General features: G+C 42.1%; 17 protein-coding genes and 1 pseudogene. 5 read left to right on the top strand and 13 right to left on the bottom strand.

Annotation, left to right across the window (positions count from 1 at the left end; all coding sequences use genetic code 11):
* Positions 1–149, top strand: a pseudogene (locus tag CV014_RS11865) (SAM-dependent methyltransferase); the annotation flags it as partial.
* Between the two features lie 66 nt (positions 150–215).
* Here CV014_RS11865 and CV014_RS11860 read toward each other — a convergent pair.
* Positions 216–701 (bottom strand): GNAT family N-acetyltransferase, encoded by a 486-nt coding sequence (locus tag CV014_RS11860; RefSeq protein WP_236142215.1) that lies wholly within the window; start codon positions 699–701, stop codon positions 216–218.
* A gap of 198 nt (positions 702–899) precedes the next feature.
* Here CV014_RS11860 and CV014_RS11855 point away from each other — a divergent pair, with 198 nt between their 5' ends.
* The gene (locus CV014_RS11855) at positions 900–1,100 is read left to right on the top strand and encodes a hypothetical protein (RefSeq protein WP_103139985.1); all 201 of its coding nucleotides are present in this window, start codon (positions 900–902) and stop codon (positions 1,098–1,100) included.
* Positions 1,101–1,253: 153 nt separating this feature from the next.
* On the opposite strand, the gene CV014_RS11850 is transcribed toward CV014_RS11855, so the two are convergent.
* The 8 genes from CV014_RS11850 to CV014_RS11815 all read right to left on the bottom strand — a co-directional run bounded on the left by CV014_RS11850 (position 1,254) and on the right by CV014_RS11815 (position 10,144).
* Complete coding sequence (locus CV014_RS11850) at positions 1,254–2,471, bottom strand: ABC transporter permease (RefSeq protein ID WP_236142214.1); 1,218 nt, start codon at positions 2,469–2,471, stop codon at positions 1,254–1,256.
* Positions 2,468–3,934, bottom strand: a complete 1,467-nt coding sequence (locus tag CV014_RS11845) for an efflux RND transporter periplasmic adaptor subunit (RefSeq protein WP_236142213.1) — start codon at positions 3,932–3,934, stop codon at positions 2,468–2,470. Before CV014_RS11845 ends, CV014_RS11850 begins: the two co-directional genes overlap by 4 nt.
* A gap of 463 nt (positions 3,935–4,397) precedes the next feature.
* Entirely contained in the window at positions 4,398–5,087 is a 690-nt protein-coding gene (locus CV014_RS11840; RefSeq protein ID WP_236142212.1) for an ABC transporter ATP-binding protein, read from the bottom strand.
* Positions 5,088–5,121: 34 nt separating this feature from the next.
* The gene (locus CV014_RS11835; protein WP_236142211.1) at positions 5,122–6,414 is read right to left on the bottom strand and encodes an ABC transporter permease; all 1,293 of its coding nucleotides are present in this window, start codon (positions 6,412–6,414) and stop codon (positions 5,122–5,124) included.
* Between the two features lie 54 nt (positions 6,415–6,468).
* Positions 6,469–7,989 (bottom strand): efflux RND transporter periplasmic adaptor subunit, encoded by a 1,521-nt coding sequence (locus CV014_RS11830; protein ID WP_236142210.1) that lies wholly within the window; start codon positions 7,987–7,989, stop codon positions 6,469–6,471.
* Positions 7,990–8,083: 94 nt separating this feature from the next.
* Complete coding sequence (locus CV014_RS11825; protein ID WP_236142209.1) at positions 8,084–8,431, bottom strand: hypothetical protein; 348 nt, start codon at positions 8,429–8,431, stop codon at positions 8,084–8,086.
* A gap of 406 nt (positions 8,432–8,837) precedes the next feature.
* Positions 8,838–9,341 (bottom strand): hypothetical protein, encoded by a 504-nt coding sequence (locus CV014_RS11820; RefSeq protein ID WP_236142208.1) that lies wholly within the window; start codon positions 9,339–9,341, stop codon positions 8,838–8,840.
* A gap of 167 nt (positions 9,342–9,508) precedes the next feature.
* Positions 9,509–10,144: a TetR/AcrR family transcriptional regulator gene (locus CV014_RS11815; protein ID WP_236142207.1), complete on the bottom strand. Its 636-nt coding sequence runs from the start codon at positions 10,142–10,144 to the stop codon at positions 9,509–9,511.
* Between the two features lie 251 nt (positions 10,145–10,395).
* Here CV014_RS11815 and CV014_RS11810 point away from each other — a divergent pair, with 251 nt between their 5' ends.
* On the top strand, positions 10,396–11,259 hold the full coding sequence (locus CV014_RS11810; RefSeq protein ID WP_236142206.1) for a tetratricopeptide repeat protein: 864 nt from the start codon (positions 10,396–10,398) through the stop codon (positions 11,257–11,259).
* Between the two features lie 384 nt (positions 11,260–11,643).
* Here the strand turns inward: CV014_RS11810 and CV014_RS11805 are convergent, their stop codons facing one another.
* Complete coding sequence (locus CV014_RS11805; RefSeq protein ID WP_103139977.1) at positions 11,644–12,045, bottom strand: response regulator; 402 nt, start codon at positions 12,043–12,045, stop codon at positions 11,644–11,646.
* Between the two features lie 370 nt (positions 12,046–12,415).
* On the opposite strand from CV014_RS11805, the gene gyrA reads away from it, so the two are divergent.
* Together gyrA and CV014_RS11795 are read left to right on the top strand one after the other, a co-directional pair.
* The gene (gene gyrA / locus CV014_RS11800) at positions 12,416–14,914 is read left to right on the top strand and encodes a DNA gyrase subunit A (protein ID WP_236142205.1); all 2,499 of its coding nucleotides are present in this window, start codon (positions 12,416–12,418) and stop codon (positions 14,912–14,914) included.
* 553 nt (positions 14,915–15,467) lie between these two features.
* Positions 15,468–15,647 (top strand): chlorophyll a/b-binding protein, encoded by a 180-nt coding sequence (locus CV014_RS11795; RefSeq protein WP_236142204.1) that lies wholly within the window; start codon positions 15,468–15,470, stop codon positions 15,645–15,647.
* Positions 15,648–15,802: 155 nt separating this feature from the next.
* On the opposite strand, the gene rpoD is transcribed toward CV014_RS11795, so the two are convergent.
* The 3 genes from rpoD to gyrB all read right to left on the bottom strand — a co-directional run bounded on the left by rpoD (position 15,803) and on the right by gyrB (position 21,623).
* Positions 15,803–16,978, bottom strand: coding sequence for an RNA polymerase sigma factor RpoD (gene rpoD, locus CV014_RS11790; RefSeq protein WP_103139974.1), 1,176 nt, complete (start codon positions 16,976–16,978; stop codon positions 15,803–15,805).
* A 1,724-nt stretch (positions 16,979–18,702) separates the two neighbouring features.
* Positions 18,703–19,401, bottom strand: coding sequence for a fasciclin domain-containing protein (locus tag CV014_RS11785; RefSeq protein WP_236142203.1), 699 nt, complete (start codon positions 19,399–19,401; stop codon positions 18,703–18,705).
* Between the two features lie 284 nt (positions 19,402–19,685).
* On the bottom strand, positions 19,686–21,623 hold the full coding sequence (gene gyrB / locus CV014_RS11780; RefSeq protein ID WP_236142202.1) for a DNA topoisomerase (ATP-hydrolyzing) subunit B: 1,938 nt from the start codon (positions 21,621–21,623) through the stop codon (positions 19,686–19,688).
* Positions 21,624–21,760 lie beyond the last annotated feature (137 nt).

Raw genomic sequence — 21,760 nt, 5'->3', positions numbered from 1 at the left:
AACCACAAGCATTGTCAATTGGTCATCAAGGAATTAAATTCTATAGTCCCCAACAACGAGAAATTCTTGGTTCTGCTGCTGGTTTGCGATGTTTACAGCATCACTATCTATTGGGGCCTGTTTTGCTGACGGTGTTTGTTAGAGAGTGATGAGTGCTGAGTGGTGAGTGGTGAGTGCTGGGTGAGGAGTGGTGAGTGGTGTTGCTGTGAAGATGGTTAAGAGTTCTGATTTAGCGTTGCTTCGCCTTGATGTTGCATGAAAATTACGGGAACTCTCAGGATTTTTTTAGCTAATTGGGAGATTTTAAATTTGTTTTGGAGTGATTGAGGTAAATTTTCAAAGTCTACTTGCACAAAACCAAAGTGACTGTAAAACTGTGCTAGTCGCTGACCTAAACATTCTAAATATAAAGGCTGTGTGGCTTGAGTGATGAGATAGTGTGTGAGGAAAGTTGCTAAACCGCGACCTCTCCAATTTGGTTTAACAACTAGACTACCGAGTTCTTGAGCTTGAGAAAAGTTACGCAATTGTCCACAGGCTATGACCTCCCCTTGAAATTCAATTACCCAAAATTGTTGCCAGTGTAATTGGGTAGGGTCAAGCATAGCTGACAAAACTAATCGTCTGAGCGATCGCATATCCTGAGATGCTGCTTTTCTTAGTCTACATCCAGATGGCAGTGATAACTCGCTCTGTCTCATAAATACTTTTTCAATGGGGAATAGAAGATATTTTGAGTGATAATGGTTCAATTTTGTTGCTTCTTGCCAAGTTTACTCGCGTTGCTAAACAATACTTTCGATAGACTAAGCAATTAAAGATAACCAGATTCTAGATAGATAAAATTACCATCTCTAAATTTTTATAATGATGCCTGAAATAAATGAAGGAGTATAGTTATGTCTGAAGAAAAGAAACAAAAATCTAAAAATCAAGAAACTACACCCACCGCTTCCGGTGGCTACCAAACCCCTCTCCAAGAAGATATCCGCAAAACTGGTGATGCTTCTCAATCTGATGCGAGAGAAACTGCTAAACCAGAAGCACCAGGAGAAGATAGCGTGGCCGGAAGCCCCAATCAAGGAACGGAATCCCGTTAATAAGGGTGTAAGGGTGTAAGGGGATAGGGGTGTAAGGGAAAGTAATATAAATTCTCTGATTTCAAACAAGTCAGAAGGCAAAAGAAAAACATCTTTTGCCTTTTATTTTTGATCTTTTTCCTTTTTCCTTTTTCTTTTTGCCTTTTGCCTTTCCTATATGCTTCTTAATGCCACGATGGGATCGAGTTTGGCGGCGCGTCTGGCGGGGACTACACCGAAGAATAAACCGATACCACCGGAAATACAGACAGTGGAAGCGATCGCTACGGGAGATAAGGCTGATTCTAAAGGTGTCAAAGCCGCTACTAACATAATGCCACTGACACCAATCCCTGTGCCGATTAAGCCGCCAATGGCTGATACAATTACTGCCTCAATCATAAATTGCAGTAAAATATCTTGCTCTGTAGCACCAATGGCTTTTCTCAGTCCGATTTCCTGGGTGCGTTCGGTGACGGAAACGAGCATAATATTCATGATGCCGATACCGCCTACAAATAATGAGATACTGGCGATCGCTGCTAACATGGTGGTTAATGCACCAGTGATTTGTCCCACTACTTGCAAAGCATCTTTTTGAGTCCTAATAGTAAAGTCGTCTTCACCGATGAGTTTGTGGCGTTGGCGTAATAAATTCGTGATTTGAAATGCTGCTGCATCCACGCTTTCAGCGTTTTTGGCGGAAGCGACAATATAGCTTAACTCCAAACCGTAGGGAGAAGTCCGTCCTACGATGCGGTTCGCCATTGTAAACACGGGAATTAAAGCTGAATCATCATAATCCACACCTAAATTTGAACCTTTGCCTTCTAAAACTCCGATGATTTGAAAGCTGGTATCTTTGATTCTGAGTTGTTGTCCTACCGGATTACTATTGCCAAACAGTCTGTTAGCTAACTTTGCACCCATAACTACAACTTGGTTGCTGCGCTTCATGTCTACGTCGCTAAAAAATCTGCCTTGGTCAACTTCAAAATCTCTGACTATTAAAAAACTCGGTGTTGTGCCAATAATATTGACATCAGTATTTTTATTACTATAAGTCACTACTTGCCGACTATTTAATTCAGCTGTGATATTGGCAATGGTGGGTACTTGACTAGCGATCGCCTTGGCATCTTCGTATACTAGAGTCTTGGGCAAGTCTCTGGAAATGCGTTCAGTTTCCTGATTCCCTGGAATGATAAATAATACATTCGGCCCCAAAGATTCCAATTGTTTATTGACGTAGCTTTGTCCCGCTTCCCCAATCCCAATCATGGCAATTACGGAAGCGTTACCAATGACTATACCCAACATGGTGAGTGCGCTACGTAGTTTATTTGCTAGCAGAGTCTTCCCTGCCATTTGCATACTTTCTAGGAAGTTCATTGGTTTTGTTTTTCCTTTGCCTTTTGGATTTTGTAATCTTTAGGTAAGTCAATAAACACGCGATCGCCTGCTTGGATTCCTGATACAACTTGGGTTTGATCTTCGATTTGCGCGCCAATTTTCACTTCTCGAAACTGCGGTTTATTTTTAGCATCAGTAACTAATACGCCTGTTTTGCCTTCTTCGGTGAGAATTGCAACGGTGGGGATAACTAAAGCATTGTTGAGGCGATCGCCCAAAAAGGTCAAATCGACATTTAAGCCAGAACGTAATTTATCTGTACCAGTATCCAGAGCTACCCGCACCTGAAAGGATGTTACACCCTGTTCTACAACAGCCTCTGGTGCAATCAAACGCACCCGTCCTTGAAAAATATCTTCAGGATAAGCATCCGCGACAATTTCCACCTGTTGTCCTGGTTTAATTCTGCCAATGTCAGCTTCTGGGATTTGCGCTAAGATTTCCAAGCCTTTAGCGACAGCTACGATGGAACTAGAAGTGGCTGATGCACTGCTAGAAGCGGAAGTTGTAGGAGTTACAAAAGCCCCGATATTGGCATATTTTTGGGTAACTATGCCGGAAAATGGCGCAGTAACTACAGTGTCTTGCAATCTGACTTCGGCGGCGGCTAACTGCGCTTGAGCGATTTTCACAGCAGCTTGACGTTGGGCAATTTCTTCTTTACGGCTACCCTCTTGCAACAATACCAAGGCCGCGCGGGCTTCGGTGACAGCAGCATCCCTGGCAGCGATGACTTCGCTACGACTACCAACTTGTAGCAACGAGAGTTGTTTTTGGGCTTCAGCTAAATTAGCTCTCGCACTTTTATCTTCACTAACAGCCTGATCAAGTAGTTGTTTTCTCTCCGCCCCTTGCTGGTATAAATACTGATAACGTTTTACCTGCTCTGTAGTGTAATTTGCTCTGGCACGGGCTGCATCTACTTGGGCTTGGGCTTTAGCGATTTCTTGGGGACGATTCCCCGATTTCGCTTCAGCTAATTGGGCTTGGGCTTGGGCTAAACGCGCTCTAGATTGAGCAATTTCTTGAGGACGATTCCCTGCTAAGGCTTCAGCTAATTGAGCTTGGGCTTGGGCTAAATTGGCGCGATACTGAGCGACTTGAGCTTTGATATCACCTATATCCATCCGTGCTAGTATTTGTCCTTGCTCAACGCGATCGCCTTGTTCTACATATAACTCAGCTAAGACACCAGGATTTTTGGGGCTAATATTTACACTCTGTACTGGAACAACCTTGCCACTGGCTGTAATCCGTAAAGTCACATTTTTAGCCTCTACAGGTACAGTCAGTTGCGTGACATCTTGTTGACTATTGCCGCGATTCACAAGACTGTAACTAGTTGCAGCAGCAATTAAACTCCCAGCTACTAAAAACCCCATCACCCACCTAGCTGGGTGCTTAACTTTGCCAATCAAGGGAACTTCGATGTACGCAATCATAAGTAGTGGTCTATGAAAAGTATTGGTGGTTTGATGAGGAATGAGAATCTTTAAGAATATTGTAGAAATATATATTTATTTAACACTTATTAAGTTTAATTCACTAGTTGTGTTTCTGATTTAACAGTCATCCTAGCCTTGATTCATTAAATGTGCCTTCACCCTGTAAGGTGAATGAAATAGGGCATAGGGAATGGGGAATGGGGCATGGGGCATAGGGCATGGAGAATTATCCTCCCTAATATTGGAGTCACATCATCCATATGGGTGAATAGACGCGAAAAATAATGAGAGGATGCAGACATATTCGTGTCTGCATCCTCTCAAAATTAGGTTTAACACTAAGTTCGTAGTAAGGACTTTAGTCCTTTTTTGTTCGCGCAGCGTCTCGTAGAGAGAACTAAAGTTCTCACTACAAACCTTGAATGATTTACCTTGTTCTATTCAAATGTTGTCAGATTAGTTAACTAGCTTGTCGGTGAGAGTTGCGATCGCCGACAATCAAACCATCCTGGACGCGAATAATTCTTTTAGTTTGGGCGGCAATATCTGGTTCGTGGGTGACAATCACAATTGTGATTCCTTGCTCATTCAGTTCGGTGAGCAAATTCATCACTTCGTAAGATGTTTCTGTATCTAACGCACCTGTCGGTTCATCCGCTAGAACTAAAGCTGGCCGATTTACTAAAGCACGGGCGATCGCCACTCTCTGTTGTTGTCCACCAGAAAGTTGACTCGGACGGTTATGGATTCGTTGTTCCAGCCCTACTCTTTTTAAGGCTTCTAAGGCTTTCTGCTGGCGTTTTCGCTTGGGGATATTGGCGTAAACCATCGGTAACATGACGTTTTCCAACGCCGTGGCTCGTGGTAATAAGTTAAATTGTTGGAAAACAAAGCCTATCCTGTGATTGCGAATGTAGGCTAACTCATCATCATCGTAGGTAGTGAGATTTCTACCCTCAAAGCTATAAAGTCCACTGGTGGGACGATCCAGACATCCCAAAATATTCATTAATGTAGATTTACCTGAACCAGAAGCCCCCATAATGGCAACATATTCTCCGGCGGTAATTCCAAGTTGAATGCCTTTGAGGATAGGAACTCGAACTTCACCTAACTGGTAAGTTTTCGTAATAGATTCCAACCAAATCATTGACTTTATACCTCTTTTTTAGTGCTGAGTGCTGTTAATCACTACGTAACGCCGTAATGGGATCTAATCTGGCAGCATTCCTGGCTGGAATGACTCCTGCTACTAAGCCAACAGCCAGTGATAATCCAAAGCCAACGATGACTGATACGACTGAAATCACAAAGGGAAATTTAAAAATAGTAGACGCACCAAAGGCAATTAACACGCCGCTAACTATCCCGACACTGCCGCCAATAATCGAAATAACGATCGCTTCTGCTAAAAATTGATTGAGAATGGCGGAATTTGTCGCGCCTAATGCTTTACGAATGCCAATTTCTTTGGTTCTTTCTACAACGGAAACTAGCATGATGTTGGCAATCCCAATTCCACCCACTACCAAGGAAATGCCTGCGATCGCTACTACCATGATAGTAAATAAACCTACTACATTCGTAAATGTACTGACAATATCCGCTTGGTTAGTCAGGCGAAAGTCATCTGGTTCTGGGGGGTAAATATTGTGCCGCAAGCGCAAAATATTAGTAACTTGAAATTGTGCGGCTTCTAGTTTTTCCTGATTTTCTGCTGTAACTAAAATACCACTGACAGAAACACCAGTCAGGGCATTGTTACCCACTAGACGTTTTGACATACTCGTCAAGGGAATGAAAATTTGATCATCCCTATCCATTGGGCCTTGAGAACCTTTCGGTTCCATAATGCCGATAACTTCATAGGCTTCTCCCTGAATTCTGATTTTTTCCCCAATAATTTGGTCACTACTTCCAAACAGGGTTCTCTGCACTGTCGGCCCGATAATTGCCACTTGTGCAGATGTGTCCAGTTCTTCTGGTGTGAAAAATCTTCCTGTTTGGGGATGGGTGTTTCTGGCTTCTGGGTAGTTTAAATCTGTGCCGTAGATGGTAGTAGTCGTGTTTTCTCCGTTGTAAACTACCTGGGCATTCCGTTGTAAGTAAGCAGAGACAATCTCAACTGAGGGTGCTTGTTGGGCGATCGCTTTGGCATCTTCCCAAGTTAAGGTACTGCTAGAACCCACACCTTGACGAATATTGCCACTCCTAGCAGATCCCGCTAAGATTTGCAGCACGTTTGTTCCCAAGGCTTGAATTTGCTGCTCTACGCTTTTCTGTATTCCTTGTCCTACGGAAGTAATCGCAATTACAGAAGCAATACCAATAATCACACCCAGCATGGTCAATCCTGTGCGTAATTTATTACTCCACAGGGTTTCCGTTGCCATTGACAAAATTTCTAAAAATGGCACTGAACGGGAATTATCCTGTTTAGCACGAGGATGAATCGCCTTGTAAAAACCCTGAATCATATGCTTAAATTTAAAGATTTTTTATACATACTCGCCCTTATGCCCCTAACAGCATTACTGAGAACGACGACCTCCCCCTGTCCCTGGTAACAGTCCACCTCTTGGGGTTGATTGGGTTCTTGTTCCTGGTGGGAAACTCAGCAGAACTTTTTCGTTACCAGTCAGTCCCGATTTCACTTCTGTAAAATTATTGGCTGTGACTCCAGTTTCTATGGGAGTAAATACTGGTCTATCCTTTGCACCCATAATAAATACACCTGTAGCATTTTCCCGACGTACTACTGAAGCTGTGGGTACAACTAAGGCGTTTTCTATTTCACCAACTTGAAAGTCTGCTTCGACGTTCATCGCCGATCGCAATAAATTTTCGGGGTCGGAAAGTCGGATTTTGACTTGAAAACTGGTGACATTCTGCTCAACTGTGGCTTGAGCTGCAATTTGGCTCACTTCACCTGTAAAGGTTTTGCCAGGGTAAGCGTCTGCTCTAATGGTGACTTTCTGACCTAAGCTAATTTTGGCAATATTAGATTCGGAAACATTGGCAACTACTTCATTTGTTGCGGCTAAGGCCAAAATTGATGAAGATGTAGCGGAAGATACTGCACTACCAGAGGTTGTAGGTGTCACAAATGCCCCAGGATCAGCATATTTTTGGGTAACAATACCGTCAAAAGGAGCGCGTAGTACAGTGTCGTTAATTTGAGCTTGAGTATTTTGTAGTGAACCACGAGCCGATATCACCTGGGCGCGCGCCACATCAATATCTTCCCGTCTCGAACCAGCCTTGAGTAATGCTAGAGCTTCTTGTCTTTGTTTGACTACAGCCCGTACTTGGGCAATATCTTCTGGACGCGAACCGGCTTGTTGTAGTGCTAAGGCTTGTTTTGCTTCATTCACTTGGGCTTGCGCGCTATCGCGATCAGCGCGTTTTTGGTTCAAAACTTGGAGAGCGATCGCACCTGCGCTATAAAGTTCTTGATTGCGACGAAAATCATCTTCTGCCTTTTGCAAGTTAGCTTGACTACTCGCTAACCTCGCCTGAGCCTGAGCAATATCTTGGGGGCGATTTCCTGCTTCCGCTTTTTGCAAATTCGCCAGGGCTTCATCTAATTGGGCTTGAGCTTGAGCAATATCTTGAGGGCGATTCCCAGCTTGGGCTTTTTGCAGATTTGCTTCGGCTTGTGCCAGTTGTCCCCTTGCTTGGGTGAGTTGTCCTTGCAGGTTGGAATCATCCATGTAGGCTAAAATCTGACCCTGTCTGACGAAATCCCCTTCTTTGACTAGCAGTCTTTTGAGAATACCAGAATTTTTCGGACTTAAGTTAATCGAGCGTTCCGGTTTGACAGTACCGTTAGCTGTCACCGTGATCGATAAAGTTTGTCGCTCTACAGCTTGTGTCAACACTCTGCGCCGTGCTTCTTGGCGGGGACTCACCGCTACTTGATAGTAAATGGTGTAACCAATTCCACCTAAAAGAGTCAGAGCAATCAACCAAGCTAGCCAGTTTCTACTTTTTTTCTTGGTTGGTGTGACTAATGCTGGTGTATCTACAGGGTTTGATGTTTCAATCGTCATTTCTAATCCTGTATTAAATTTGTACAGAAAGCGGTTACAGAGCTAGTTTTGCCAGGCTAGAACTGTAACCTAAAAGCCCCTTGATGAGCAATAATTAGAGTCGAATTAATGTACCGTTTGGTAAGCGAATGAAACCATTGCTCTGTCTTACTACTCTTCTCACAGGAACAACTTCTCGACTAGGTAGAATAATATCCCCATTAGGCAGTCTATAGTAACCTGCGGTACGTAGTCTTACTACTCTCCGAGAAGAAACCACTTGCCCATTAGACAATCGGTAGTCCCCATTTCGCAATCTGACTACTCTGGGGTAAGACTCTCTGGTGTAAACTACTGCTCTATGAGAATTTCTTGGTTGTGCCTGTGCTGGTGTACCCATTGCTAAAGGCGAAAAAAGTAAGACTGTTCCTAGTAAGAGGATGGCACGTTTTGGGTTTAACATAAAAATATTTCCTGGTTTGTACTGTTGTTGCTATTTGCTGGTATTCCGGTGTAGGGAATCTATCCGGCTATGCCAGTAATTATCACCGCCGTTTTAGCCATCTCATAAGTGAAGAAAGTCATTAATATATAGGCATTGATGTAGGAAAAAAGTCATAGCCTCATTAGTAAGCTACTGATGACATCTGTCCATCTGATTTGTCATTTCTATGTCAGTTTTGGTAATTAGTAAGATTCTGAATTTAGCCTTTACCAGTCTGCTAAGTTCCAAAATTATCTGTGTTTAATCATTTATTTATGCTTCAACAGAATCAGAAAAGCTATAATTAACTACCGCATATTTAAAATTAGGTAAAAGTATTGATAATAGCTGTCAACTCCTACATATTTAACTACACCAATCTCAATCAGCCAGTAATTTCAGTAATACAATCAGATGATGATAATTTTGAGTAATTAAATTCTTCATGATTGTTGGGCTGTAACATATCAAATAAATGTTGACGTTGTTCTGGTTTAAGTATTTCTCGTATTATTAACATACTTTCAAATCTCATATTATCTAACGCCAAATATAAATTTTGCAGTTGTTGGTATTTATCACGGATTTCATCTGTCGTGGCAGTTCCCATCATCATGGTGATTAAATCTGATGAAACTGGCTGTAGTATTTGTTGATTTTGCAGTATTTGTTCTTGATTTTGATAAAAATTAATTGCTAGTTTCTGCTGCTGTTCTAATGTCAAATTGAACAATTGAGATACTTCGATCAATTGAAATTCCCACAAATAGTTTTGCTCAGGCATTGGTAAACTCAATGGTTGTGACTGAGGACATGGTGCAGCTAAAAAAAAGTTAAGCCCAAAACAAAAGCAGATAATTCCTAACAGAAAAGCACGACGTAGCCACATAAAAATTACCCTCAGCAATAAAATGTAAGCACTAACTTATTAATTAAGCAAAAAAATTTTGAGTTGGCTCGATCATTCTTGGTGTTGCTAAGTTTAGAGGCGATCGCCACCTCATGAAATTTTCCGATTTGGCTCAATTCATCCCTTCATCATGCAACACCAATTGTTTAGTGAGGTGCAATTCCCTGCCAGACTATCTCCACTAAGTTTTCTACAAATAATCTTGTGGCTGTTGAAGATTTTTCTGATTGATGAAGTTCTGTTCCCGTCTGAGGTGAGTGTGTAGGTAAAGTCATGGGAGATGATATTTGCTCCAGAAAAATATAGTTCATCAACGCACCCATGATCATATGAGCTAAAGCTTGAGCATCACAAGAACGAAGCCGCCCTTGATTCATCTCTCGTTCTAGAAAATCCATTAATATTTTTAACTCTTGAACAGGTTTTGCATTTTTACCTCTCATCTCTGGTAAATCCATGCCACGAGAGCGGAGCATCATCATACGTGGAAAGACGACGCTATAAAAGTCTAAAATCTGGAGGAATATAGCAACTAGATTTTGCTTGAGATCACCTTGTCCACAAAGAACCTCTAATTCTTTTATCCAAGGGGCTGTATCAGGCATACCCATAGCTGCAAAAAATAGGTCTTCTTTAGTGGCGAAGCGTTTGAAGATAGATGCTTCCGAAATCCCAGCTCGTTGAGCAATTTCTAGGGTGGAGCCACTAAAGCCTTTTTGTAGGAAGACTTCACGGGCAGCATCTAAGATTTGCTGGTTAGTGATTTTAGGAGTACGAGCCATAAATAAGTAATTGGACACTTATTAATTTATCTGGTCGAGGGTCAATAGTCAAGAGTCAAGAGTCATTAGGGAACAGGGAATAGTTTTTCTCATTTCCTACCTTGTCTACCTTGTCTACCTTGTCTCCCCTATTCCCGTTTGCTATTTGCTACTTTTGTGCTAACAACTTGTAAAATTTGCCTGCCACCTCAAGCGGATATCGTTTAAGCTAGCTGAAAGATTATGTGATATGTGATTTAAGAGGCGGTAGTGTGCCTAAATACTTTCGGTTAGTTTCTCTGTTAGTTGTCTGTGGTTTGTGGAGTGTACCAAACACGGCTCATGCTCAGGCGTTAATACCTCATGCTTTGCAATTAGATACGGCTAAATTAGAAAAGCAGGGATTGGGTTTAGCGCAAGAAGCGGCTCAACTGGGACAGTTTCAACAGTTTGAGTTGGCTTTACCAAGAGCTAGACTAGCTAGTCAATTGGCTCCTGGTAATGACAAAGTTTGGTTTCTTTTGGGTGGGTTGCAGCTGCAAACCAAAGATTATGATGCCGCGATCGCATCTTTAAATAAGGCCAAATCCCTAAATCCCAAAAATGCAGATGTTTTATTTGCGTTAGGTTCAGCCAATTTTCAACAAAAAAAATATCCAGCAGCTATAGAACATTATCAAGCAGGGTTGAAGTTAAAACCCAACGACCCAGAAGGATTATTTGATTTAGGTAATGCTTACTACATGGTAGGACGCTTACCAGATGCGATCGCGCAATATAACAAAGCTGTAGCACAAGACCAAAAATTCTGGCCGGCAATTAATAACATTGGCTTACTTGAATACGAACAAGGTAATGTTGACGCAGCTATTAAACGCTGGCAAAATGCTGTGGCGATTGATAAGCAAGCCGCAGAACCATTACTTGCTCTAGCTGTCGCCCTATATTATAAAGGCGATCGCCAACAGGGGTTATCGCTAGGAGAAGCAGCCTTGCGTATTGATCAACGCTATGCCAATTTAGATTTTCTCAAGGAAAATCTTTGGGGCGATCGCTTACTGTCTGATACGCAAAAATTCCTGGAATTACCGCGCATCCAAGCTGCTTTAGAACAAAAAGAAAATGCGCCGAAATAGTTGACGCATCAACTCCCACAAATTAAAGATCAGTCGCGAAAATAAATTGCGTTTTGTCATGGAGTAGTGAGTAGTGAGGAATTTAGTCCCTGATTAAAAATTCCTCTTTTCTCTACTCCCTTATTTTTCGCAACTGACTTGCATCTCCCTCGCTTCCCTGTTAGCAAGATTTTCCAGCACCTAAATTTGTCAGGCTTTCCCTCCTCACTCAAGCGATAGTATATTTTTTAATTGGAAGTCCCTGCATGGGTGACAACTTGTGAGTGAATAATTTCCTACTTGCAGATTAGAAATAAATATAGTACGTATATACTAAGTGATGAAGAATTGTTCATCAGAAACATTAGTGAGGGGATATTCCTCAGAAAATGTCTGAAGTTTTCATTAGTTGTCTCTAGGGAGAAGTGCCACGATTTGGTCAACAAACTGTTGATGGTCTACAACAGGCTTAGAAATATAGCCGTCAGCACCACTGAGTTTGAGAAAATTTTCGCGATCGCCTTCCATCGCGTGTGCTGTTACTAAAATCACAGGTAGATTGGCGGTTTGCGGATCAGACTTTAACATTTGGGTAATTTTGATGCCGTCTACAGATTTACCTTGATAAACACTTCTAGAGAGAGAAACATCCATTAAAATGAGGTCTGCCTCTCCAGCTTGGGCAATTTTCATCACTTCTTCGACATTTTCTGTATGCTTAACACCTAAACCACCTCGTTTGGTCAAAATCTTAGAAAAAACGCGGGCATTAATGAGATCATCTTCAACAATCAAAACAGTTTTCATGAGAACTTTATGTATAGAGGTAAGGGGGAAAAATCAACTCCAAGTTTAAAATCCCCTTGGTTGAATAAGAATACCGCCAATGGGAAGCCAGAAACCAACATTCACGATTAAGAAATCTCATCATAGCAATTAACTTGAATACAGCACTGTATGCAATTTATAGTCGTGAGCATCAGCCAGCATTTGATGAAAAGACTTATCTCCTTTTTAATAGTGTATGTATACACTCATCATCAAGGATGATCCTACGGCTTTTTATACCGTGATAATCAAGACTATGTTATGAAACCCATTTCATCCGTTATGCTTTGTTTGCTGCATTATTTAGTAACACTGATTTTTGTATAGTTCAATCTCAGGGAAAAAACTCATGGCAAAACAGTTAAACCTTCTCTCTAAGGGACAGGTAATCACAACAGCCCTGCACACCGAGATGCAACGGTCTTACCTAGAATATGCCATGAGTGTGATTGTCGGGCGGGCATTACCAGATGTGCGTGATGGTCTAAAACCTGTGCATCGCCGGATTTTGTACGCCATGCACGAACTAGGCTTAACACCGGATAGACCTTATCGGAAATGCGCCCGTGTGGTGGGGGATGTATTGGGTAAATATCACCCTCATGGTGATCAGGCTGTCTACGATGCCCTAGTGCGACTGGTGCAGGATTTTTCCAGTCGTTATCCCCTACTAGCAGGACATGGTAACTTCGGTAGTGTTGACAATGACCCACCGGCGGCGATGCGCTACACAGAAACCCGACTCGCGCCCATTAGCCATGAGGGGATGTTGACAGAAATTGGCGAAGAAACAGTAGAATTTGTGGGTAACTTCGATAATTCCCAGCAAGAACCTACTGTTTTACCTGCTCAATTGCCCTTTCTGCTACTGAATGGCTGTGCAGGAATCGCTGTGGGGATGGCGACAAATATTCCGCCCCATAATTTAGGAGAAATTGTTGATGGGTTAATTGCCCTCATCGACCAACCAGATTTAGCAGATGAAAAATTACTAGAGTTAATTCCAGGGCCTGACTTTCCCACTGGTGGAGAAATAGTTGGGGATGCGGGGATTCGCGAAGCTTACATTACAGGTAAAGGTGGGATTGTGTTGCGGGGAGTCGCCACAGTCGAAGAGGTTCCTGGGGGTCGGGGTAGTAAGCGACGTACAGCCATTGTGGTGACAGAACTGCCTTATCAGGTGAATAAGGCGGGTTGGATTGAAAAGGTGGCTGAGTTGGTGAATCAAGGTCGCCTCCAAGGAATTTCTGACATTCGGGATGAAAGCGATCGAGAAGGAATGCGCGTTGTAATCGAACTCAAACGCGATACTAATCCCCAAGAAATCCTCCAACATTTGTATCACCAAACAGCTTTGCAAACTAACTTTGGGGCGATTCTGCTAGCAATTGTCGATGGACAACCCCGTCAGTTAAGTTTGCGGCAACTTTTACAGGAATTTCTCAATTTCCGAGAACACACACTCAATCGCCGTTACAATTACGAGTTAGACAAGGCACAAACGCGCCTACATACCGTTTCAGGATTATTAACGGCTTTGTCAAATGTAGATGCAGTCATTGAAATTTTGCGACAAGCCGCCGACGGTAGCACAGCCAAAATTACCCTATGTAGCCGGCTAGATTTGAGTGAGAGTCAGGCGGATGCGATTTTAGCTATGCCTTTACGTCGCCTCACAAGTTTAGAACAGCAAAATCTACAGCGTGAGTTTGAAGAACTCAATGAACAAATAACTTTACTGGACAAACTATTGAGCGATCGCAAAGAATTACTCAAAGCTTTGAAAAAAGATTTGCGATCGCTCAAAAAGAAATACGGCGATTCCCGCAGAACTAAGTTAGGGGGAGAGGAATTACCAAAAGCCAAAAGTCCAGATAAACAAGCTAGTTCCACCAGTACAGAAGCCGAAACAGAATCTACTGCACCTCTAGAGGAAGTAATTTTAGAATCTACCCATCGCGGTTATGTGCGGCGAATTCAAATATCGGGGAAAAAAGCCAAACTAGAAAACGGTTTAAATGATAATGACTTTATTATTCAAACCGAATTGACTGATACCCACAAAGATTTGTTGGTGCTGACTAGTGGTGGTAAACTCTACCCCATCAAAGTCGGAGATATCCCGCCCACTACAGGGCGTTCACCACGGGGAAGACCTCTAATTACTATGCTCACAAGTACAGCTCAAGGTACTCAAGAAGCTGTAGTGAGTCGCTTTATTCTCCCCACAGATTTGGTAACTCAGCAAATCGTTTTGTTAACCAAACAAGGCCGCATTAAACGCTTGTCTTTGAGCGAACTATCTAACCTGACAAGGCGGGGAGTGACTATTATCAAACTCAAAGACGATGATGAATTGTTGGTCACACAATTTACCAAATCAGATGAAGATTTAGTCATAGCTAGTTCTGGCGGGCGATTGCTACGTTTTCCCGTCAATGATGAACAACTAGCCATCATGGGACGTACCGCGATGGGTTTACAGGCTTTACGCATCCTCAAACATCAACATATGGTGGGTTGTGTGAGTTTGACTCAAGCCACACACTTATTGTTAGTTACAGAAGAAGGATTCGCTAAACGCTTACCCATAAGTCAACTCAAGGCTGCTAATCGTGCGGACTTGGGTACACAAGCCATTAAATTTGCCAGCAAAACAGATAACTTAGTGGGGATGGTGGGGGCGATCGCTAATTCTGAAGTTGCACTTGTGACTAACAAAGACCGATTAGTGCGGATCTCTACAGATACAGTGCCGATTTCTGGGAGAGACACTAAAGGTGAAAGCGTCCTACAGCTTAACCGTGACGAAAAAATCATCACAGTTGCTGAGGTTAAGTCATCGTAGGTTCATACAGTGCTTGAAACAGAAGTAATTGTGTGACTGTTGATAAGTAGCCGTCATGAAATTGGTACTTATCAACAGTCACACAATTTTGGATTAGCTAAAACAAGCTAACATTTCGTCAAACTCCTATTTAATAGCAAAGATTATTAATAGTCATACACTTTATAGGAAAGTTTGATGGATGCTTTAAGTGAGTTGTAGGTGGACATCAATACTGCTTGTGCTATGCAGGCTAAATCCAGAGCAATTCCAGAAAGCTACTGTTTTCTCTAACCCCTGCACTTGAAATTTCCCAAAAGCCTCTGCTAAGATTATTGATAAATAATTGCAATATTCATCTTTCGTTATGGAAACAACTGCAAGTGAGTGCTTGCTAATGCGTGTATTCCATCTGTCAAAAGAGGGATGTATGAGGCGATGTCTTGAATAAGAAGAAAATTTGCCTCTAATTTAAAATCAGAAAAGTATCAAGAAATGTTGCTAGTTTGAAAAAAATTGTTATATTAATTTACATAGGGCAACAATCATTAGTAAATCGCGTTTGGAGTCCACCATGACAGACACAACAAAAATCTCTGCGCCTGTAGTTGAAGACCGTAATGCTTGGCGTTGGGGCTTTACTCCCCAAGCCGAAATCTGGAATGGTCGTTTAGCAATGATCGGTTTTTTGGCAGCTGTGTTAATTGAACTGCTCTCTGGTCAAGGTTTCTTGCACTTCTGGGGTGTTCTCTAATATCAACTGCACGTAATTTCAATAGATAAAGTATAGATAAATAGAAAACCTGGAAGATTAACTACCTTCCAGGTTTTTATAAGGTTTATTCAAGAGTCCAAAGTCCACAGTCAAATAGTTAGTTGGAGATTTGACTATTGACTATTGACTATTGACTACCGAATGTATTCTTTCAGCACGCTGTTACGGTTAGGGTGGCGTAACTTACGGAGTGCTTTGGCTTCGATTTGGCGAATCCGTTCGCGAGTGACGTTGAAAATTTGTCCGATTTCCTCTAAAGTCTTCATCCGTCCATCATCTAAGCCGTAGCGGAGTCTTAAGACATCGCGTTCACGGGGGCTGAGGCTATCAAGGACTTTTTCTAGGTCTTCCCGCAGCAAGTTTTTGGATACTTGATCTTCTGGGGTTTCACCATCGGATTCAATAAAGTCACCCAAGCGGGAATCTTCTTCTTTACCAATAGGAGTTTCTAAAGAAATTGGTAATTGAGCAGATTTCGCAATGAACCGCAATTTCTCGATGGTCATTTCCATACGAGTAGCGATTTCCTCTTCTGTGGGTTTGCGTCCCATTTCTTGAGAGAGTAACTTGGTAGTCTTCTTGATTCGGGAAATGGTCTCGTAAAGGTGGACTGGTAAACGGATGGTGCGGGATTGATCCGCGATCGCTCTGGTGATGGCTTGGCGAATCCACCATGTAGCGTAGGTGGAGAATTTGTAACCTTTCTCATGGTCGAATTTTTCCGCCGCCCGAATCAAACCCAGACTACCTTCTTGGATTAAATCTTGGAATGATAAACCGCGATTCATGTATTTTTTAGCAATAGAAACTACCAGACGGAGGTTCGATTGCACCATTTTGTCTTTTGCTCTGCGACCGATGTGCAGACGATAACGAAATGCTGATAGTGGTAGTTGGACTGCTTCTGCCCATTCTTTATATTCTGGTTCGCGTTCTAACTGGTCTTGCAAGCGATCGCGCACCCGTTCTAGCTCTAATAAATCGGCAATTTTCCGCGCTAATTCAATTTCTTCATCAGCACGCAATAGCCGAATTCGACCGATTTCTTGCAAGTAAAGACGAATCGAGTCCTCGGTGTAGTGCTTTTTCTTACTTTGTGTCCGACGACGCGATTTAGCGGCTTTTCCAGACTTTGCGTCGTCCTCATCAGACTGAGGCTCTAAAAAATCATCAATTTCGCCTTCATCGGTAAGCAGCAAGTCCTCCTCGTCATCAATTAAGAGGTCTTCTAACTCGATTTCTTCAGGCTGATTCATTATTTCTAGGTCAGGCTGATAAATGCTATCGAGTACGTTGTTAGCCTGGTTCATGCCGCGTTCCTCATGCTCCTTGCAGAATCAATTACTCAAGATTTGGTTACTGCTCTTTTTAAAATGAGCTAGTTAACAAAGAAAAAAATAGGGTTTTAGATGGATTTCCCTGATGTTTGAAAGGAAGTTTTGCTCTTCCATTACGAATGTGAATAGCTTTACTGGATAGTAGCTTACTCACTTCATGCGAAGCCAACATTTTTGCTGTTGTTGGCAACTTTATAACTGGCTTGTATCAAAAAAGACTTGTCTTGATAAAAAAATCTACCACTTCATAGAAATAAATTATGACTGTTGGCATATTTTCCTATAAAGACTGTTCCGATTGTAGCCTGTTTCACAAAAATTGCACTCTTTTTGTGTGTTAATCATGAAGTCATTAAGCAAGGTAAAGCCACTACTATCAAAAAGACATAAAACATGGTAGTGATGCACTTAAATTTTCTCTAAAGTTTTTGGGAATTGCAGTGGCATTATCTTTACATTCGCTGGAATTTAAAGCTGTCTTCACACAATTTCTGGTATTATGTAAAACATGAATCACTTAGAAATAGTGTATTTCATGTTAACTTAGTCCGGCAGCATTGAGTCACCCATTTTTACATTTCCTTCATAAAAGTGTTAGTCCGGAGAATTGGGTAAGACTTTCCACTAAATCAAGACACCAATCGGAGATAGCTCTTGTGTTGAAAGACTGAACTTTTTGTGTGTCAATCTCTTTTACTAGTGAGTAAGGGAGGTGGAAACTACCCTGGTGATAGTTAATTGAGATGTCAGGAATTCAGCCTTATTCACACATTAGCGCAATGCTGAGATTTCAAACCTCTGAATCTTGACAAACTTTGATTATTGTATCCAACGATATTTTAATCAATTCAAAAGAGATTTGACAGTTGAGATTCCGGATCTTTGCCAACTTAAAGCAAAACTTTATCGAATACAGATGAAATGTTAGCTCTCCCAAGTTAAAAAGAGAACATATTAGCCTGCTAGTAACAGACTGTTATTGTCTCTTTGCCTCAGAGAAGCAAAAGCTTGATTTTAGTCATCATATAGATTTGAAAGTGATTTTCTATGCGGTGGTTTGTTAAAAAACGGCAATAAATTCACCTGATTGCCAGGGAAATATTGTGATTTTGTCATCTTCGATGCTGAAGATACTGCACTAGTTAGATTATTTTAATTAATTGGTGGCTTTGCTATATCAGCTTAACAAATACTGTTTCTGATGGTAGCGTTAAACAGCTTAGTAGCCAAAAATTAATACTTTTTTGAATTACTCAAGCAATAAAAAATAATATTCAATCAATTTGATGAAAAACTCTTGACACAAAGTCATTTTTGTGCTTTTTGGCATTGGGAAAGCTAGCATTAAGGTTAATATTTTCTTAATGTATATTATCAAACAATTTTACCTAACGAATAATAAAAAATTCCCCGGAACAATTTTTGAGCAGATTTTCTGCATTCCGAGGATTTTTCGGTTTTGAGGGTATGAGGGTATGAGGGTGTGAGGGTGTGAGGGTGTGAGGGTGTAAGGGTGTAAGGGTGTAAGGGTGTAAGGGTGTAAGGGTGTAAATCAATATAGTTGCAGATAAGCTTTTTTATCTTTTACACGAGAACTTTCTTAACTGAACCGGATTGAGGTATAAATTATTTGAATTTTTACCCCTAAACCCCTAAACCCTTACACCCCTAAACCCTTACACCCCTAAACCCTACAGTTACCGAGGAGTGGTTGGGGTTGTTGTAGGTGCTGTGTTTAGACTATTGGAAAAATCTGGGGGTAGGATGACCTTATCTACTACATGAACGATACCGTTACTGGCGGGAATGTCTGCTTGAGTGACTTTAGCATCATTGACAGTAATAGTCTGATTGCTTGGGTCTACTTTAATAGTAACTGGTTTACCTTCTAGGGTTTTAACCTGCCCTGATTTGAGTTGTTGAGAGGTAAATCTTCCGGGGATGACGTGATACGCTAAAAGCTTAACTAATTGCTGTTTATTAGCTGACTGCAAAAGATTATCAAGTGTGGTTTTGGGTAACTGTGCAAAAGCTGCGTCAGTGGGTGCAAATACAGTGTAAGGCCCTGGTGTGGTTAATTGATCGCTTAAGCCTGCGGCTTGAACTGCTTTAAGTAATGTTTGAAATTGTCCTTGGTTGGCTGCTGCCGTTGCTAGTTCGGCTAAATTGCGATTAGATGTAGTGGTGCTGTTAGGAGTGGGCGAAGTTGGAGTAACGGTAGGAGTAGGCGATACAGGTGGAACGGTTGCTGTGTTTACAGGGGTTGAGGTAGCTTCTGGAAGGTTAGTTGTGGGAGTTTCTGTAGTTGGTTGGGCGCAGGCTGATAGGGTTATCAGACTACCCGCACCTAGAATATTAAACAATGCTTTAACTGCCAAACTGCTGTTTGCTGTCATGGCTTTGGTTTAATTTCATTGCGATAAAGATTTATTTACAATAGTCAATTTCTTTTTTTTAACCTTCCTCATCCCAATGGTGTAGTTTTTAGGGAGGAGGAGCATTTAAAAAGGACTTCCAATTAAAAAAATATACTATCGCGTTGATGGCAAGGGGGCATTGGGCATTGGGCATTGGGCATTGGGCATTGGGCATTGGGCATTGGGCATTGGAGTAGAAATCTACCTTGTCTACCTTGTCCCTAGTTCCCAGTCCCCAGTCCCCAGTCCCCAGTCCCCAGTGCCTAGATATCTAAATCTGTTAGGTTGAGTTTAGAACCATAGGTTTCGATAAATTCGCGTCTGGGTGCGACACGATCGCCCATTAAAATTGTAAAGATGCGATCGGCTTCGGCGGCATCTTCAATTTCTACTTGCTTGAGAGTGCGAGTTTGGGGATTCATGGTGGTGTCCCAAAGTTGTCCAGGCATCATTTCACCCAAACCTTTGAATCGTTGGATGGTATAGTTGGCGTTGGCTGGGAATTTGGCAATTATTTCTTGCAGTTCGCGATCGCTGTAACAATATTCATGATTGCGTCCTCGTTCTACTTTATATAGTGGGGGGCAAGCAATGTAAATAAAGCCTTGTTCGATGAGCGATCGCTGATATCTATAGAAGAATGTCAGCAGAAGTGTTCGGATGTGCGCCCCATCTACGTCCGCGTCGGTCATGATCACAATCCGATGATAACGTAGTTGGGAAGCGTCGAACTCTTCGCCTTTGACACCTAAACCCAAGGCTGTGATTAAGGCTTGGACTTCGTTGTTTTTATAGATTTTCGAGTCGTCAGTCTTCTCGATATTGAGGATTTTACCGCGTAAAGGCAGGATGGCTTGGGTACGGCGATCGCGTCCTTGCTTTGCACTACCACCTGCTGAGTCGCCTTCCACAATAAAGATTTCTGATTCTCCAGGGTCACGGGAGCTACAATCGGCTAATTTACCAGGTAATGGGGAAGATTCTAGTACAGATTTACGTCTGACTAACTCTCTGGCGTGGCGTGCTGCTTCTGCGGCTTTAAAAGCTTGAATGGCTTTATCTAAAATGGAGTCAGCAATACTGGGGTGAAATTCTAGGTATTCGGTTAAAACTTCCCCTACTAAGGAATCAACAATACCTCTAACTTCGGTGTTGCCAAGTTTAGTTTTGGTTTGTCCTTCAAATTCGGGGTCTGGAACTTTTACGGAAATGACTGCTGTTAAACCTTCGCGGACGTGTTCACCACTGAGGTTAGATTCGTTTTCTTTAATTTTATTGCGTTTGCGAGCGATCGCATTTAAGGTTCTAGTTAAAACCGCTTTCAAACCTTCTAAGTGAGTACCACCGTCAACAGTCCGAATGTTGTTAGCAAAACCCAGGACGTTATCTGTATAAGCATCGGTACACCACTGTAAGGAAACTTCTATTTGAACGTTATTGCGTTCTCCCTGTACATAGATGATTTCCTCGTGCAGTGGTTGCTTCTCACGATTCATGTAAGCGATATACTCTTTGATCCCACCCTTATATTCGTAGGTTTCTACCTTGGGTGTATCGCTTTTGAGGAGTTCTAGACGGTTATCGGTGAAAGTGATTTTTACACCCGCATTCAAATACGCCAATTCCCGTAATCGTGCTGCGAGGGTGATGTAATCAAACTCAGTACCAGTGGTAAAGATTTGCTCATCTGGCTTGAATTTAACAGATGTCCCTGTTCTTGCTTCTTTATATGGCTTGGCGATGAGTTCAGTGACAGGAATACCCCGTTCATATCGCTGGGTATGAACCTTTTTATCTCGCCAAACTGTAACTTCTACAACTTCTGATAAAGCATTAACAACAGAAATCCCAACCCCGTGTAATCCCCCAGAAACCTTATAACCACCGCCGCCGAATTTACCGCCAGCGTGCAGTACAGTCAATACAGTTTCTAGAGCCGATTTCCCCGTGCGTGAGTGAGTATCGGTTGGAATTCCCCGACCGTCATCTGTCACCGCCACTGAACCGTCAGCATTGAGGTCAACTTCTATATGAGTACAGTAACCGGCTAAAGCTTCATCAATAGAGTTATCGACCACCTCATAAACTAAATGGTGGAGTCCTCGCGGGCCGGTAGAACCGATGTACATCCCCGGTCGTTTGCGGACGGCTTCCAGACCTTCCAGAACTTGAATCTGATCGGCACTGTAACTGCTCGTCATGAAAATTCTCCTGATGTGTGGGGTTGAAATCGCCCAAGGGCTATAAAGTCAAAACACACCAAAATTTTAACACAAAAGGCTTGATGGCGACTGTAGGGCAATTTTGTGAGAAGTTTATATAGGGGATGTATCCCCAT

The sequence above is a fragment of the Nostoc sp. CMAA1605 genome (assembly GCF_021596505.1).
GTDB lineage: Bacteria > Cyanobacteriota > Cyanobacteriia > Cyanobacteriales > Nostocaceae > Trichormus.
This window is presented reverse-complemented; position numbering and strand designations above follow the sequence as displayed.